Origin of the sequence: Rubrivivax soli, from assembly GCF_049810355.1 — a bacterium.
Taxonomy (GTDB): Bacteria; Pseudomonadota; Gammaproteobacteria; order Burkholderiales; family Burkholderiaceae_C; genus Rubrivivax.
Genome location: NZ_CP187368.1, coordinates 4,515,773 through 4,531,519, shown reverse-complemented (window position 1 = coordinate 4,531,519; position 15,747 = coordinate 4,515,773). Strand labels below are relative to the sequence as shown.

Below are 15,747 nucleotides of genomic sequence, written 5' to 3'. Positions count from 1 at the left end.
TGCCGGCCCCCCGGCTCACCAGCCGATCGCCTTCGGCAGCCACAGCGCGATCTGCGGGTAGAAGAACACCAGCGCCAGCGTCGCGCCCTGCAGCACGATGAAGGGCAGCACGCCCGCGTAGATGTCCTGGATGCGCACCTCGGGCGGCGCCACGCCCTTCAGGTAGAACAGCGCCCAGCCGAAGGGCGGCGTCAGGAACGAGGACTGCAGGTTCACCGTGATCAGCATCGCCAGCCAGACCGGGTCGACGCCCTGCGCCACCAGCACCGGCAGGAACAGCGGCACGGCGATGTAGCTGATCTCGATCCACTCGATGAAGAAGCCGAGCACGAAGATCAGCGCCATCATGAACCAGATGTCGCTGTTGACGCCGCCGGGCAGCCAGTCGAACAGGCGCACGATCAGGTGTTCGCCGTCCAGGCCGCGGAAGGCCAGCGCGAACACCTGCGCCATCATCAGGATGAACATCATGATGGCGGTGATCTTGGCCGTCTCCAGCGCCACCGCGCGCAGCACGGGCCACCGCAGGCGCCCGGCACCCAGCGTGATCAGCACCGCGCCCACGGCGCCCATCGAGGCCGCCTCGGTGGGTGCGGCGACACCGCCGACGATGCTGCCCAGCACCGCCACCACCAGCAGCACCGGCGGCACCACCACCTTCCACAGCCGCAGCCACAGTTCGCGCCGGCTCACGGCGTCGCGCTCGGCCTGCGGCAACGGCGGCATCCACTGCGGCTTCCACCAGCCCAGCAGCAGCAGGAAGACGATGTACACCGCCGCCAGCAGCAGCCCCGGGCCGACCGCGGCGGCGAACAGCGTGCCCACCGACAGCTGCATGATGTCGGACAGCAGGATCAGGATCAGGCTCGGCGGGATGATCTGCCCCAGCGTGCCCGAGGCGCAGATGGCGCCGCAGGCGATGCGCTTGTCGTAGCCGCGGCGGATCAGCGTCGGCAGCGTCAGCAGGCCCAGCGTGACGATGGTGGCGCCGACGATGCCGGTGGTGGCGCCCATCAACACGCCGAACAGGATGATGCCCACACCCATGCCGCCGCGCACGCTGCCGGCGAGGTGGCCCATCACGTCGAGCAGGTCGTCGGCCAGGCGCGACTTCTCCAGCATCACGCCCATGAACACGAACAGCGGGATCGCCATCCACTGCGTGCCGGCGACGACGCCGTAGACACGCGCCGGCAGCAGGTTGAACAGCGCGTCGCCGAAACCCAGGTAGCCGAACACGAAGCCCACCGTGGCCAGCGTGGTGGCCACCGGCACGCCCAGCATCAGCAGGGCCAGGAAGCCCACCAGCATGAGCACGGCATAGGTCTGCGGCTCAAGCACGCGCGGCCTCCCGGCGCTGGCGTTCGACCAGCACGGTGCGCGCCATCGCCGCCAGTGTCTGCAGCGCGAGCAGGCTGTAGCCCAGCGGGATCAGGCCCTTCACGGCCCAGCGCATCGGGATGCCGCCGGGGTCGGCCGAGGTCTCGCCGATGGCGTAGGACTGCAGCACGTAGGCCCACGACAGCTTCACGAACAGCAGCGCGATCAGCAGCAGCAAGCCGTGCGAGATCAGGTCCACCGCGAACTTCAGCCGCGGCCCGAAGCCGGCGTAGAACAGGTCCACGCGCACGTTCTCGCCGCGCTGCAGCGCGTGGCTCATGCCCAGCAGGATGATGGCCGCCAGCAGGTGCCATTCCAGTTCCTGCGACCACACCGAGCCGAGGCTGAAGGCGTAGCGCAGCAGCACGTTGGTGGCGACGAGGCCGATCATCGCCAGCGTCAGCAGCAGCGTCAGCCTGCCCAACGCGTCGATGCCGGCCTCGACCAGCCGCAGCGCGCGCGGGCCGGTGGTGCTCAACCGCGGACCTTGAGGTGGTAGTGCTCCTCGCTGACCTCGCTCCAGCGGTCGAACTTGGCCTTGAAGGCCATGTAGGAGTCGTGCACCTTCTTCGTCAGCGGATCCTTGGCCACGGCCTCGGCCAGCACCTTGGTGGTCTCGGCACGCAGCGCGGCGATCACCGCATCGGGCAGCGGCCGGGCGATCACGCCCTGGTTCTTCACCAGGTCTTCCATCGCCTCGGAGTTGGCCTTCTGGCACCAGCCCTCGCTGATGACGTTGCAGGCCGCGGCGGCGTTCTCGACGATGGCCTGCAGGTCCTTCGGCAGCTTCGCCCAAGCGGCCTTGTTGATCAGCAGTTCGGAGACGGTGGCGCTCTCGTGCCAGCCGGTGGTGTAGTAGTACTTGGCCGCCTTCTGCAGGCCCAGGCGGCGGTCCTGGAACGGGCCGACGAATTCGGCCGCGTCGATGACGCCGCGCTCCAGCGCCGGGAAGATCTCGCCGCCCGGCAGCACCTTCACGTCCACGCCCAGGCTGGCGTAGACCTTGCCGGCCAGGCCGGGGATGCGCATCTTCAGGCCCTTGAGGTCGGCGACGGTCTTGATCTCCTTCTTGAACCAGCCCGACATCTGCACGCCGGTGTTGCCGCACGGCATGGCGACCATGCCGAACGGGGCGTAGACCTCGTTCCACAGGTCGATGCCGCCGCCGTCGTACAGCCAGCCGTTCATGCCCTGGAAGTTCATGCCGAAAGGCACGGCGGTGAAGTACTGCGCCGCCGCGGTCTTGCCGGTCCAGAAGTAGCTGTTGGCGTGGTTCATCTCCACGGTGCCGGCACGCACGGCGTCGAAGCCCTCGAAGGCCGGCACCAGTTCACCGGCGCCGAAGACCTGGATCTTCAGCCGCCCGCCCGACATGTCGGCGATGCGCCGGGCGAGGTCGGTGGCCGAGCCCGGGCCGTCCATGTAGAACGGCGAGCCCTTCGGATAGGCCGAGGTCATCTTCCAGTTGAAGCTCTGCTGCGCGTGCGCCACCGCAGGCACGGCCAGCGCCCCCGCAAGACCCGCTTTCAAGACATGACGACGACCGGACATGAACAACTCCTGGTGAGGTGATGAAGGAAACCAAGCAGCCGCCGCGGGTCCGGCTCCGCCGGCCCGCCAGCGGCGCCCCCCTGGGGGGGCTGAGTCCGGACGTGGGACGGTCCCTGCGGACCGTCCTGCGCCGGACGAAGGCAGGCCGGCATGCTTGCCGGCCTGCGGGCCGAAGGCGCTACGGGGGGGGGGGTCAATAAGTCTTGTAGGGGAGGAACTTGCCGCTCATCGTGATGCTCACGCGGTCGCCCTTGGGGTCGGCCTCGCGCTGCAGGTCCATCTTGAAGTCGATGGCGCTCATGATCCCGTCGCCGAACTCCTCGTGGATCAGTTCCTTGAACGTGGTGCCGTAGACGCTGACCAGTTCGTAGAAGCGGTAGATCAGCGGGTCGGTGGGCACGCTGGTCGGCAGGCTGCCCTTGTAGGGCACGACCATCAGCCACTTCTTGTCGTCGGCGCCGAGGCCGAAGATCTCGGCGACCACGCTCGCCTGCTCGTCGGTCAGCGTCATCTGGCCCAGGCACGCGGCGGTGACCCACTCCTTGCTCTGCCCGACGCGGGCGGCGACGTCGGCCCACTTCAGGCCGCGCGCGACCTTGGCGGTGATGATCTTCTCGGTGACGTCCAGACGGCTCATGCGATTCTCCTCAGCGGTGGGATGGTGGGCAGGGGGGCGGCCGGCGGCTCGGGGTCGAGGCCGGGGCTGACCTCCAGCGGCACGGCCGGCGCGCGGCCGTGCGAGAGGTCCTTGGAACGCGCCACCAGGAAGTCGACCAGGTGGTTGCGGATGCGGTAGTACTGCGGCTCGTGGTGCAGCGTGGCGCGCTGGCGGTCGCGCGGCATCGTGTTCTTCACGATCTCGGCCACGCGCGCCTGCGGCCCGTTGCTCATCAGCAGGATGCGGTCGGCGAGCAGGATCGCCTCGTCCACGTCGTGCGTGATCATGAACACGCTCTGGTGCGTCTCGGCGCAGATGCGCAGCAGCTCGTCCTGGATCGTGCCGCGCGTCAGCGCGTCCAGCGCGCCGAAGGGCTCGTCGAGCAGCAGCATGCGCGGCTGGATCGCGAACGCGCGCGCGATGCCCACGCGCTGCTTCATGCCGCCGCTGAGCGCCTGCGGCTTCTTGTCGATGGCGGCACCGAGTCCGACCAGCTCCACGTACTTCTGCACGTGTTCGTCGACCTGCGCCGCCGACCAGGCGGGCCACTTGCTGCGCACCGCGAAGGCGATGTTGCGGCGCACGCTGAGCCAGGGCATCAGCGCGTGGCCCTGGAACACGACGCCGCGGTCCAGGCTGGGGCCGGCGACCTCGCGACCGTCCATGAAGACGTGGCCGCCGCTGGCGGCTTCCAGGCCCGCGAGCACGTTCAGGATGGTGGTCTTGCCGCAGCCGCTGTGGCCGATGATGCAGACGAACTCGCCCTGCGCGATGCCGAAGTTGACGTGGTCGAAGACGACGCTGTCGCCGTAGCGCTTCTCGAGCCCCTCGACCTTCAAGAAGTCAGTCCGCATACGTCACCGCCTTCTGCGCGCGGGCGAACAGCAGGTCGAGCAGCATGCCGACGACGCCGATGACCAGGATCGCGAGGATCACGTTGGGCAGCGACAGGTTGTTCCACTCGTTCCACACGAAGTAGCCGATGCCGGTGCCGCCCACCAGCATCTCGGCGGCGACGATGACCAGCCACGCGATGCCCATGCTGATGCGCATGCCGGTCAGGATGGTCGGCGCGGCGGCAGGCAGGATGACCTCGAAGGCGCGGCGCAGCGGCCGCACTTCCAGCGTGCGCGCCACGTTGAGCCACTCGCGGCGCACGCCGGCGACGCCGAACGCGGTGTTGATCAGCATCGGCCACAGCGAGCAGATGAAGATGACGAAGATGCCGCTGGCTGCCGAGTCCTGGATCGTGTACAGCGCCAGCGGCATCCACGCCAGCGGCGAGATGGGTTTCAGCACCTGGATGAACGGATCCAGCGCGCGGTAGGCCAGCGGGCTCATGCCGATCAGGAAGCCCAGCGGAATGGCGACGAGCGCCGCCAGCGCGAAGCCCAGGGCCACGCGGCCCAGCGAATACGCCAGCTGCAGGCCCAGGCCCTTGTCGTTGGGCCCGTTGTCGTAGAAGGGCTGCTGCAGGTTCTTCACGATCACCGCGCCCATCTGCGCCAGGGTCGGGAAACCCGACTTGGGCGGCGGCGCGGCGCTGCCCGCGGCCGTGGCCGTGCCCGGGTCCTTGCCCATCAGCTTGGCGTATTCGATCTGCTCCGGCGTCAGTGCCGCCGCCGGCGCGGCGGCCACCGGCGCCGGCTGCAGCGTGGCGACGTGCCACACCGCCAGCAGGCAGGCCAGCAGCAGCACCGACAGCAGACCGGCACGGAGGCCCAGCGAGTGGCGCATGGCTCAGCCGCGCTTGATGGCGAAGCTCTGCGTGTAGGCCTCCGCCTTCTCGGGGTCGAAGACCTTGCCCATCACCGTGAAGCGCGGGTAGGCGCCCTTCTTCGGGTCGGGTGCCGCCATGTCCAGCGCCTTCATCTGCCGCGTGGCGTCGGTCAGCAGGAACACCTTCTCGGCGATCTGCTTGTAGTTCACGTCGCCCTTCACGTAGCCCCAGCGCTTCATCTGCGTCAGCATCCACACCGCCATGCTCTGCCACGGGATGGGGTCGAAGTCGGCGCGGTCGGGCACGTTCTTCACGTTGCCCAGCCCGTCGGCGAACTTGCCGGTGAGCACCTGCGCCACGACGGTCTCGGGCTGGTTCAAGTACGCCTGCGGGCTGATGACCTTGGCGATCAGCTCGCGGTTCTCGGCCTTGCGTGCCATCGCCGCGGCGGTCAGCACCGCACGGTACAGCGCCGCGAAGGTGTTGGGGTTCTTCTGGATGAACTCGGCGCTGGTGCCGAAGGCGCAGCAGGGGTGGCCGTTCCAGAGGTCGCGCGTCAGCAGGTGCAGGAAACCCACCTCCTCGAACACCGCGCGCTGGTTGAACGGGTCGGGGCCGAGAAAGCCGTCGATGTTGCCGGCACGCAGGTTGGCCACCATCTCCGGCGGCGGCACGACACGGATCTGGATGTCGCGATCCGGGTCCAGCCCTGCCTCGGCCACGTAGTAGCGCAGCAGGAAGTTGTGCATGCTGTACTCGAAGGGCACGGCGAACTTGAAGCCCTTCCAGTCCTTCGGATCGCGCTTGTCCTTGTGCTTCACCGACAGCGTGATGGCCTGGCCGTTGGTGTTCTGGATCGTGGCCACGTTCATCGGCACCGCGGTGCTGCCCACGCCCAGGCTGATGGCCAGCGGCATCGGACTCAGGAAGTGCGTGGCGTCGTACTCCTTGTTGAGCATCTTGTCGCGGATCAGCGCCCAGCCTGCGGTCTTCACGACCTCGACGTTCAGCCCCTGCTTGGAATAGAAGCCCAGCGGGTGCGCCATGATCAGCGGCGTCGCGCAGGTGATGGGGATGAAGCCGATCTTCAGGTCCTTCTTCTCCAGCGCGCCGCCGGCCTGCGCCATGGCCTGCAGCGGCGCGATCGGGAGCACGCTGGCGATCGCCGCCCGCGCCGTGTTGCTGCCCACCGCGCGCAGGAGGCGCCGGCGCAGCGCGTCGTGCGGGAACAGCGCCTTCACGAGGCTGGCCTCGATGAAGGCGCGCGACGTGGCCTCGAAGTCGGCGGTCTCGCTGCGCGCGCGCAGTTCGGCGGCGGCGTGCTCGGCGTCGGAGGCGTGGGCGCCGCAGGTGCAGCGCATCAGCAGCGGGCGGTCGGCGTCGTACGGGTCGCTCGGGGTGTCGCGCATGGCTTTGGGGGCTCCGGCTGGGTCTGGACAGATGCTAGGGACGCAGGCGCCATCGCAATATCGAGGCCAGCGGGCACTTCGTGTAGGGCCGGCACTACATCGCCGGCACGACGGGGCCGGCGGTTGCGCAACAGCTTGCAAGCAACGCCGCCGGTGTGCCCAAGTTGGCGCTGCACCGGAGTGCGCCGCCACGACCGGGCGCTATGCTCGCGCGGCGCAAGAAAGGTGCGTACGGCATGGAAGACCTGGGCTTGGGGTTGGTGCTGCTGGCCCTGGTGGCCGGCCTGGTGTGGACGCTGGCGGGACGCCCGCGCGTCGGCACGCGCCTGTGGCCCGCGCGCTGGCGCCGTGACCGCGAGCGCAGCAGCACCGCGCAGCTGAGCACTGCCGCGCTGACCACCCGTGCCAGCGACGACACGCTGCCGCACGAGGTGCTGCTGCGCGACCCGACGCCCAGCCAGGCGCCGGCTCCGGCACCGACGCCCGCCCAGGTGTCGCAGGCCCCGACGCTGGACGAGGTGCTGCCGGTGGCCGACGCCGCCGGCGCCGCCGAGCAGGCGGCCGAGGAAGCCGCGCTGCTGGCGGCCTACGCCGCCGCCGAAGCCGCGGCGACGCAGCCGCCGCCGGTGGCACCGCCCGCCGCGACACCGGCCGACGGTGCCCCCGGCATCTCGTTCGATGCCCCGCCGACGCGGGTCGAGCGCCGGCGCGCCGACGCTGCCGCGGTGGCCGAGCGCCGCGCGGTGGCGCTGCGCCTGGCGGCCGAGCGCCGGGCCGCCGAAGAAGCCGAGCGGGCCGCCGCCGAAGCCGCCGAGGCCGCGGCCATCGCCGATGCCCAGCGCCTGGCCGCCGATCGTGCGGCCGCGCTGGCGGCAGCGGCCGCACGTGCGCAGGCCGAGCAGGCGGCGGCGCAGGCCGCGCGCGAGCAGGCGGCGCGCGAGCGGGCCGCGCTGGAGCAGGCCGCGCGCGCGGCGGCGGAACAGCAGGCGCAGGCACGCGCCGAACAGGCGGCCCGCGACCGCGCCGAGCAGGAGGCCCGCGAACGTGCCGAACGTGCCGAGCGCGCCGCCCGCGACCGCGCGGAACAGGCAGCGCGCGACCAAGCCGAGGCGCAGGAGCGCGCCGAAGCCGCTGCCCGTGCCGAGCAGGCGCGCCTCGAGGTCGAGCGCCAGGCCGCCGCGCGCGAGGCCGCCGAGCACGCCGCCGCGGCCCGCGAGGCCGAGGCCCGCGACGCCGCGGCCCGTGCCGCCGCTGCGCGCGCAGCGGCCGAGCTGGCGGCGGCCGAACGTGCCGCCGCGCTGCGTGCGGCGCAGGAGCATGCGGCAGCGGAGCGTGCAGCGCATGAACAGGCCGCCCGGGAACGCGCGGCCCAGGAACAGGCGGCGCAGGAACGCGCCGCTGCTGCCGCCGCAGCAGCGGCGGCGCCCGTGCCGCCGGCGGCCACGGTGGCCGCCGCGCGCAGCCCCGAGCAGACGCTGGTGATGGTCGCCGACGACTCCAAGGTCGTGCGCGTGAAGACCAGCCGCCTGCTCGCGCGGCAGGGCTACCGCGTGGCGCTGGCCGAAGACGGCGCCGACGCGCTGCGCCAGTTCGACACCGAGCTGCCGCAGCTGCTGATCACCGACGTCGAGATGCCCGGCATGGACGGCTTCGCGCTCACGCGTGCCGTGCGCAGCCAGCCGCGCACGGCCACGCTGCCCATCATCATGATCACCTCGGCCGACGACCGCCTGCGCGAGGCGGCCGCCGAGGCCGGCGTCACCGCACTGATGGGCAAGCCCTACGCCGACGACGACCTGCTGGCGCAGATCGCGCTGCACGCCGGCGTGGCCGCGCCCTCTGCGGTCTGAGACGCGGTGCGCGCACGCGCTACAGGAGCGCGTGCCGCACCGCGTACAGCGCCAGTTCCACGTCGTTGCGCACGCCGGTCTTGTCCAGGATGCGCGCGCGGTAGGTGCTGACGGTATTGGGCGCCAGCACCAGCGCCTGCGCGATCTCGCCGACGCTGCGCCCCTGGCTCAGCAGGCGGAAGACCTGGAACTCGCGGTGCGACAGCGTCTCGTGCAGCGGCTTGTCGTCGGCCGCCGGCTGCACCAGCGCCGCAGCCAGCAGCTCGGCCACCGCCGGCGTGATGAACAGCTGCCCGGCCGCCACCTTGCGGATGGCCTCGGTCAGCTGCTCGGCGTCGGCGCTCTTGTGCAGGTAGCCGGCGGCGCCCAGCTTCAGGCTGCGCACGGCGTACTGGCGGTCGGGATAGGTCGACAGCATCAGCACCGGCAGCCGCGGCAGTTCGCTCTTGAGCTGGCGCAGGATGTCCAGCCCGTCGCGCTGCGGCATCGCGATGTCGAGCAGCACGACATCGATGCCGCCTTCGCGCGCCCGCGCCAGTGCGTCGGGGCCGTTGGCGGCTTCGCCGGCCAGCGCGATGTCGGTGGCATCGGCCAGGATCTGCCGGATGCCCTGGCGCACGATGGCGTGGTCGTCGCAGATCAGCACGCGCACCGTCATGGCGCCCCTGCCCCCGCCAGCGGCAGCACCAGCCGCGCCCGCGTGCCCTGCCCGGGCGCACTGTCGATCGTCAGCCGGCCACCGAAGTGGCCGGCGCGTTCGCGCATGCCGATGACGCCGAAGCTCTGCGGGTCGGCCAGCGCCGCGGCCGCGGCGCCGACGCCGTCGTCGCGCACCTCGAGGTACAGCACCGGGTCGGGCGGGTCGTCGACGTGGATGCGCATGCGCACGCTGCGCGCCCGTGCGTGCCGGGCCACGTTGCTCAGCATCTCCTGGAAGATGCGGAACACCGCGATCGCCAGCCCGCCGTCGGGCGCGTCCACGCCGGCGGCCACGTGCAGCTGCAGCGTGGCGTCGATCTCGCCGGCGCTGGCGTCGATGAACTCCTGCGCCTGCCATTCGAGCGCCGCCCACAGGCCCTGGTGGTCGAGGATGCTGGGCCGCAGGTCGGTGATGATGCGGCCGACGTTGTCCACCGCGGTGTCGATCAGGCGCCCCATGCCCTGGCACTTGGCCACCAGCTCGGGGCGCTCCACCAGGCGCCGGCCGAGCCAGTGCGTGTCCATCTTCAGCGCCACCAGCAGCGAGCCCAGTTCGTCGTGGATCTCGCGCGCGATGCGCTTGCGCTCGCTCTCGCGCACCGTCTCCAGGTGGTTGGCCAGCTCGCGCAGCTGCTGCGTGCGTTCGGCCACGCGCTGCTCGAGCGCGTCGTTGGTGCGCTTGAGCAGCGCCTCGGCCTGCTTGCGCTGGCTGATGTCGACGAAGGTGACGACCGCGCCGCGCACCTGGCCGTGCTCCAGGATCGGGTAGCTGGAGTACTCGGCAGGGAAGCTGCTGCCGTCGGCGCGCCAGAGCACCTCGTCGTCGATGCGGCAGGGCAGGCCCTGGCGGAAGGCATTGAAGATCGGGCAGTCGCACTCGGGGTAGTGGCGGCCGTCGCCATGCGCGTAGTGGATCAGCGCGTGCATGTTGCGCCCGAGCACCATGTCGGTGCTGAAGCCCAGGGTTTGGGCGGCGGCACGGTTGATGAAGGTGCAGCAACCGTCCATGTCGATGCCGAAGATGCCGTCGCCGGTGCTTTCCAGCAGCAGGGTCAGGCGGTCGGCGGTGGCGGGCAGCATGCGCAGCCGGCGCAAAGCGCGTGCCAGGCGCCGGGGACCACGGACCGCGGCAGGTCGACCCGGAAACGACCAGGCCCCGCCGGAGCGGGGCCTGGATGCACACGCCGCGGGGCGGCGGCGGGTCAGCTGTTCGCGGGTGCCGCGGCGTGGGCCGGGGCGGTCTGCGCCAGCAGCGCGGCGGGCGGCTCGGCGGTGGCGATCTGGTCGACGCCGACCAGCATGGTCAGCGTGAAGAAGGCCGACAGGGCGAGGGCGGCGAGGCGGTGCTGGGTGGCTTGCATGGTGGGCTCCTGGTGCGGTGGCGGCGTTGCGATGGAGTGAACTCTAGGCAGCGCGGCCCGCGCATGCACGCGCCTTGCGACGAAGCGCGGCAGCAGGCGACAGACGTGCAGCCGCCCGGCACAGGCTGCGCGGCGCGCGCGCCGGCGGCGCGGCGTCAGGCGGGGTCGTCGGCGCCTGACGCCGGTGCCGGGCCCCCCATCAGCGCCCGCAGCGTGGTCAGCGTGTCGGCCTCGTGCAGCGGCTTGTCGTGGCGCACGCGCAGCATGCGCGGGAAGCGCACCGCGATGCCGCTCTTGTGCCGCGGGCTCGCCTGCACGCCTTCGAAGCCGAGCTCGAACACCAGCGTCGGCCGCACGCTGCGCACGGGGCCGAACTTCTCCAGCGTGTGCGCGCGGATGACCTTGTCGACGGCCGCGAACTCGGCATCGGTCAGCCCCGAATAGGCCTTGGCGAACGGCACCAGCTGCAGCGCAGGCGCGTCGCGCGGCGGTGCCGGCTCGCGCCGCGCGATGGCCTCCAGCACCGCCTGCGCCTCGGCCGCATCGGCCGGCGCGCGGTTCCACACCGCGAAGGTGTAGTCGGTGTAGACGCTGGCGCGTCGGCCGTGGCCGGCCTGCGCGTAGACGAGCACGGCGTCCACCGTCAGCGGCTCGATCTTCCACTTCCACCAGGTGCCGTCGCTCTTCGTGCGGCCGCTGCCGTAGGTGGCGTCGTGCTGCTTCAGCATGAAGCCTTCGACACCGCGGGCACGCGCCGTGGCGCGCAGCGCGGCATAGGCCGGCCAGTCGGGCGCCTGCACCAGCGGCGACAGCCGCAGCGCGCTGCCGGCCAGCCGCTGCTGCAGCCGCGCGCGGCGCAGGTGCTGGGGCTGCGCGCGCTGGTCGATGCCGCCGTCTTCCAGCAGGTCGTAGGCGACGAAGACCACCGGCACCTCGGCCAGGATCCTCTTCGTCAGCGTCTTGCGCGCGATGCGCTGCTGCAGCAGCTGGAAGGGGCGCGGCGGCGCGTCGGCGTCGGGCCACACCAGCACCTCGCCGTCGAGCACGGTGCCGTCGGGCAGCGCCTGCGCCAGCGCCACGATCTCCGGGAAACGGTCGCTCACCAGCTCTTCGCCGCGCGACCAGATCCACACCTGACCGGCACGCTTGACCAGCTGCGCCCGGATGCCGTCGTACTTCCACTCCACCAGCCAGCCCGCGGGCTCGCCCAGGGTCGCCGGACCGGCCTGCAGCGGGTGCGCCAGGAAGAACGGGTAGGGCTGGCCGGCATCGGGGCCGGCGCCGGTGTCGGGCGCCAGCAGCTGCGTGTAGCGCGCGGCGCCGGGCGTGGCGCGGCCGTCGGTGTAGCCCATCAGCCGCTGCGCCACGAGCTTCGGGTCCAGCCCAGCCACCTCGGCCAGCGCGCGCTGCACCAGCAGCTTGCTGACGCCGACCCGGAAGCCGCCGCCGATCAGCTTGACCAGCAGGAAGCGGCCGGCGGTGTCGAGCTCGTCGAACGCGGCGCCGGTGCGTGCCAGCTGCTCCTCGGGCGCCAGCCCGCGCAGCGGCAGCAGGCGCTCTTCGACCCAGTGCGCCAGCCCGTGGTCGCTGCAGGCGGCCGGCGCCGGCAGCACGTGGGCGATGGTCTCGGCGAGGTCGCCCACCGCCTGGTAGCAGGCCTCGAACAGCCAGTCGTCGATGCCGGCGCGCTGGCAGGCCAGCTGCCGCAGCAGCGCCATGGGCAGCACCTGGCGCGGCTTGCCGCCGCACAGGAAGTACACGGCCCAGGCGGCGTCGGCCGGCGGGGCGGCACGGAAGTAGCCGACCAGCGCCGCCACCTTGGCGCTGGTGGCGGTGCTGGCGTCCAGCGCCTGGAACAGCGCGGCGAAGTGACGCATCGGCGGCGCCGGCAGCCGGGTTCAGCCGGCGGCGGGGGCCTCGATCTCGCGCACCACCGTCACCGGCACCGGGCTGTGCTTCAGCACCGACTGCGCCACGCTGCCCAGCGCGCCCTCCGGGCCGGCACCCAGCACGATGGCGTCGCAGCGGTAGTTCTCGGCGAGCTCCACGATGACATGCCCCGGATCGCCGCCCGCGACCTCGCTTTCCCACTCGGCATTGGCCCCCTTCAGCAGGGCCTCGGCGGTGGCCAGCAGGTCGGCGCCGGCGGCGCGGCGCACGTCGTCCAGGCGCTCGGGGTCGTGCGCCACCACCACCTCGTACAGCGACGGCGGCTCCTGCACGTTGACCAGCACGTAGCGCGCCGCCAGGCCGGCGCGGCGCAGGCGCAGCGCATGGTGCACGGCGAACAGCGACAGCGGCGAGCCGTCGATGGCCAGCAGGATCTTCATCGTCTTCTCCAAGGGACCGAGAGTCACGAGGTTACCCGTAGACTGGCCCGATGAGCATCCGCCACCTCGATTCGATGTTCGAACCCGCCTCGGTGGCGGTGTTCGGCGCCAGCGACCGCGCCGCCAGCGTCGGGGCCACCGTGTGGCGCAACCTGCAGCAGGGCCGCTTCGCCGCGCAGGGCGGGCGGCTGTATGCGGTGAACCCGCGCCAGCCGGTGCTGGACCACGGCATGCCGGCTTTCGCCGACGTGGCGGCGCTGCCCGAGGCGCCGGAGCTGGCCGTCCTCTGCACGCCGCCGGCCACCGTGCCGCGGCTGATCGCCGAGCTCGGCGCGCGCGGCACGCGCGCGGCGGTGGTGCTGACGGCGGGCTTCAGCACGGCGCAGAAGCAGGCCATGCTCGACGCCGCGCGGCCGCACGTGCTGCGCATCCTGGGGCCCAACTGCCTGGGACTGCTGAACCCGCACCTGGGCCTGAACGCCAGCTTCTCGCACATCGATGCCCAGCCCGGCACGCTGGCCTTCGTGTCGCAGTCGGGCGCGCTGGTCACCGGCCTGCTCGACTGGGCCGCCGGGCGCGGCATCGGCTTCTCGCGCTTCGTCTCGCTGGGCGAACACGCCGACGTCGATTTCGCCGACCTGCTGGACCACCTGGCCAGCGACGCGAAGACACGGGCCATCCTGCTGTACATCGAGAGCATCGACGACGCGCGCAAGTTCGTGAGCGCTGCGCGCGCCGCCGCGCGCAACAAGCCGGTGCTGGTGGTGAAGGCCGGCCGTTCCAGCCTGGGCCAGCGCGCCGCGGCCTCGCACACCGGCGCGCTGGCGGCGTCGGACCTGGTGTTCGACGCGGCGATCCGCCGCGCCGGCATGCTGCGCGTGGACACGCTCGACGACCTGTTCATCGCCGCGCAGACACTGGCCCACCACCGTGCGTTGCCGAGCGGCGGCGGCGACGCCGACACACAGGCGCGCCTGGAGCGCCTGTCGCGGCTGACGCTGCTGACCAACGGCGGCGGCGCCGGCGTGCTGGCGGCCGATGCCGCGGCAGCGGCGGGCGTGGAGCTGACCGAACTCGGGCCCGCGACGGTGGCGGCGCTCGACCGCGTGCTGCCCGGCAACTGGTCGCGCGGCAACCCGGTCGACATCATCGGCGACGCCCCGGTGCAGCGTTATGTCGACGCCGTGCAGGCGCTGCAGGCCGGCCCCGAAGCGGGCGCCCTGCTCTTCATGCACGCGCCCACCGCCATCGTGCCCAGTGCCGAGATCGCCGCCGCGCTGCTGCCGCTGCTGCAGCCGCCGCGCACGCAGGCCCTGGCCTGCTGGCTGGGCGACGCCGCAGTGCGCGACGCGCGCCGGCGGTTCCAGGCCGGCGGCGTGCCCACCTACGACACGCCCGAGCAGGCCGTGCGCGCCTTCGCGATGCTGCAGACCTACCGCCGCAACCAGGACGAGCTGATGCAGACGCCGCCGGCGGCCATCGCGCCGGCCTGGGACCTGGCCGCGGTGCGGGCGCCGATCGACGCCGCGCTGGCCGCCGGCCGCGGCATGCTGACCGAACCCGAGGCGAAGGCGGTGCTGGCGGCCTGCGGCATCTCGGTCGCGGGCACCCGCGAGGTGGCGGCCGACGCCGAAGCGGCGGTGCAGTCGGCGCAGCAGATCGGCTTCCCGGTGGCGCTGAAGATCCTGTCGCCGCAGATCAGCCACAAGAGCGACGTCGGCGGCGTGGCACTGGACCTGGAAGACGCCGACGCCGTGCGCCACGCCGCCACGGCCATGCTGCAGCGCGTGCGCCAGCTGCGGCCCGACGCCACGCAGCTGGGCTTCAGCGTGCAGGCGATGGTGCGGCGGCCGCGGGCGCTGGAGCTGATCGTCGGCGCCGTGCTCGACCCGCTGTTCGGCCCGGTGCTGCTGTTCGGCGCCGGCGGCACCGCGGTCGAGGTGGTGGCCGACCGCGCCGTGGCGCTGCCGCCGCTGAACGCGCCGCTGGCGCGCGCGCTGGTGCAGCGCACGCGCATCGCGAGGCTGCTGGCCGGCTGGCGCGACGTGCCGCCGGCCGACATCGACGCCGTCGTGCAGGTGCTGACCACGCTGTCGCAGCTGCTGGCCGACGAGCCGCGCATCGTCGAGATCGACATCAATCCGCTGCTGGCCGACGCCGCCGGCGTGGTGGCGCTGGACGCGCGCATCCGCGTCGATGCCGCGGCCCCGGGCGGCGCGGCGCGCTTCGCGATCCGGCCGTACCCGAGCCATCTGGTGGAGACCGTCGACTGGCAGGGCCGCGCGCTGACGCTGCGGCCGATCCGCCCCGAAGACGAACCGCAGCACCTGGACTTCCTGGCGCAGCTGGACCCGCTGGACGTGCGCATGCGCGTCTTCTACAGCCGCCGCAGCATCGAGCACAGCGAACTCGCGCGGCTGACGCAGATCGACTACGACCGCGAGATGGCCTTCATCGCCACCGCCGCGCTGCCGGGCGGCGGCGAGGAGACGCTGGGCGTGGCGCGCGCGGCCACCGACCCCGACAACATCACGGCCGAGTTCGCGATCGTCGTGCGCTCGGACCTGAAGGGCGGCGGCCTGGGCCTGCTGCTGATGCGCAAGCTGATCGACCACCAGCGTGCGCACGGCACGCAGCGCCTGGTGGGCACGGTGCTGAACGAGAACAGGCGCATGCTCGAGCTGGCGCGCGAACTCGGCTTTCTCGTCGAGGCAGCGGACCCCGCCGACGCCGACGGGGACGCCGACACGCAGCGCGTGGTGCTGCCGCTGCGCTAGGGCCGGCGGGTC

Annotated in this window: 14 protein-coding genes; 2 read left to right on the top strand and 12 right to left on the bottom strand. The window is 72.2% G+C overall.

The window, feature by feature from the left end; translation table 11 throughout:
- Positions 1–15: 15 nt before the first annotated feature.
- From ACPOLB_RS20855 to ACPOLB_RS20825, 7 genes are all read right to left on the bottom strand, one after another.
- Positions 16–1,341: a TRAP transporter large permease gene (locus tag ACPOLB_RS20855; protein ID WP_425257958.1), complete on the bottom strand. Its 1,326-nt coding sequence runs from the start codon at positions 1,339–1,341 to the stop codon at positions 16–18.
- On the bottom strand, positions 1,334–1,858 hold the full coding sequence (locus tag ACPOLB_RS20850; RefSeq protein ID WP_425257957.1) for a TRAP transporter small permease subunit: 525 nt from the start codon (positions 1,856–1,858) through the stop codon (positions 1,334–1,336). The genes ACPOLB_RS20855 and ACPOLB_RS20850 overlap by 8 nt, the downstream gene beginning before the upstream one ends.
- The gene (locus tag ACPOLB_RS20845) at positions 1,855–2,931 is read right to left on the bottom strand and encodes a TRAP transporter substrate-binding protein (protein ID WP_425257956.1); all 1,077 of its coding nucleotides are present in this window, start codon (positions 2,929–2,931) and stop codon (positions 1,855–1,857) included. The genes ACPOLB_RS20850 and ACPOLB_RS20845 overlap by 4 nt, the downstream gene beginning before the upstream one ends.
- A gap of 193 nt (positions 2,932–3,124) precedes the next feature.
- The gene (gene cynS / locus ACPOLB_RS20840; RefSeq protein WP_425257955.1) at positions 3,125–3,568 is read right to left on the bottom strand and encodes a cyanase; all 444 of its coding nucleotides are present in this window, start codon (positions 3,566–3,568) and stop codon (positions 3,125–3,127) included.
- On the bottom strand, positions 3,565–4,443 hold the full coding sequence (locus tag ACPOLB_RS20835) for an ABC transporter ATP-binding protein (RefSeq protein ID WP_425257954.1): 879 nt from the start codon (positions 4,441–4,443) through the stop codon (positions 3,565–3,567). Before ACPOLB_RS20835 ends, cynS begins: the two co-directional genes overlap by 4 nt.
- Positions 4,433–5,326, bottom strand: coding sequence for a nitrate ABC transporter permease (ntrB, locus tag ACPOLB_RS20830; protein ID WP_425257953.1), 894 nt, complete (start codon positions 5,324–5,326; stop codon positions 4,433–4,435). The genes ACPOLB_RS20835 and ntrB overlap by 11 nt, the downstream gene beginning before the upstream one ends.
- A gap of 3 nt (positions 5,327–5,329) precedes the next feature.
- On the bottom strand, positions 5,330–6,718 hold the full coding sequence (locus ACPOLB_RS20825) for a CmpA/NrtA family ABC transporter substrate-binding protein (RefSeq protein ID WP_425257952.1): 1,389 nt from the start codon (positions 6,716–6,718) through the stop codon (positions 5,330–5,332).
- A gap of 236 nt (positions 6,719–6,954) precedes the next feature.
- Here ACPOLB_RS20825 and ACPOLB_RS20820 point away from each other — a divergent pair, with 236 nt between their 5' ends.
- Positions 6,955–8,568 carry a response regulator gene (locus ACPOLB_RS20820; RefSeq protein WP_425257951.1) on the top strand — a complete coding sequence of 538 codons (1,614 nt, stop codon included), beginning with the start codon at positions 6,955–6,957 and terminating at the stop codon, positions 8,566–8,568.
- 19 nt (positions 8,569–8,587) lie between these two features.
- On the opposite strand, the gene ACPOLB_RS20815 is transcribed toward ACPOLB_RS20820, so the two are convergent.
- The 5 genes from ACPOLB_RS20815 to ACPOLB_RS20795 form a co-directional block, all read right to left on the bottom strand.
- The gene (locus tag ACPOLB_RS20815) at positions 8,588–9,226 is read right to left on the bottom strand and encodes a response regulator (protein WP_425257950.1); all 639 of its coding nucleotides are present in this window, start codon (positions 9,224–9,226) and stop codon (positions 8,588–8,590) included.
- Positions 9,223–10,347, bottom strand: coding sequence for a PAS domain S-box protein (locus tag ACPOLB_RS20810; RefSeq protein ID WP_425257949.1), 1,125 nt, complete (start codon positions 10,345–10,347; stop codon positions 9,223–9,225). The genes ACPOLB_RS20815 and ACPOLB_RS20810 overlap by 4 nt, the downstream gene beginning before the upstream one ends.
- 122 nt (positions 10,348–10,469) lie before the next feature.
- On the bottom strand, positions 10,470–10,628 hold the full coding sequence (locus tag ACPOLB_RS20805; protein WP_425257948.1) for a hypothetical protein: 159 nt from the start codon (positions 10,626–10,628) through the stop codon (positions 10,470–10,472).
- 155 nt (positions 10,629–10,783) lie between these two features.
- Positions 10,784–12,505, bottom strand: coding sequence for an ATP-dependent DNA ligase (locus tag ACPOLB_RS20800; RefSeq protein ID WP_425257947.1), 1,722 nt, complete (start codon positions 12,503–12,505; stop codon positions 10,784–10,786).
- Between the two features lie 21 nt (positions 12,506–12,526).
- Positions 12,527–12,958 (bottom strand): universal stress protein, encoded by a 432-nt coding sequence (locus tag ACPOLB_RS20795; protein ID WP_425257946.1) that lies wholly within the window; start codon positions 12,956–12,958, stop codon positions 12,527–12,529.
- A gap of 50 nt (positions 12,959–13,008) precedes the next feature.
- Between ACPOLB_RS20795 and ACPOLB_RS20790 the strand changes: the two genes are divergently transcribed.
- Entirely contained in the window at positions 13,009–15,735 is a 2,727-nt protein-coding gene (locus ACPOLB_RS20790) for a GNAT family N-acetyltransferase (protein WP_425257945.1), read from the top strand.
- The last annotated feature ends 12 nt before the right edge of the window (positions 15,736–15,747 follow it).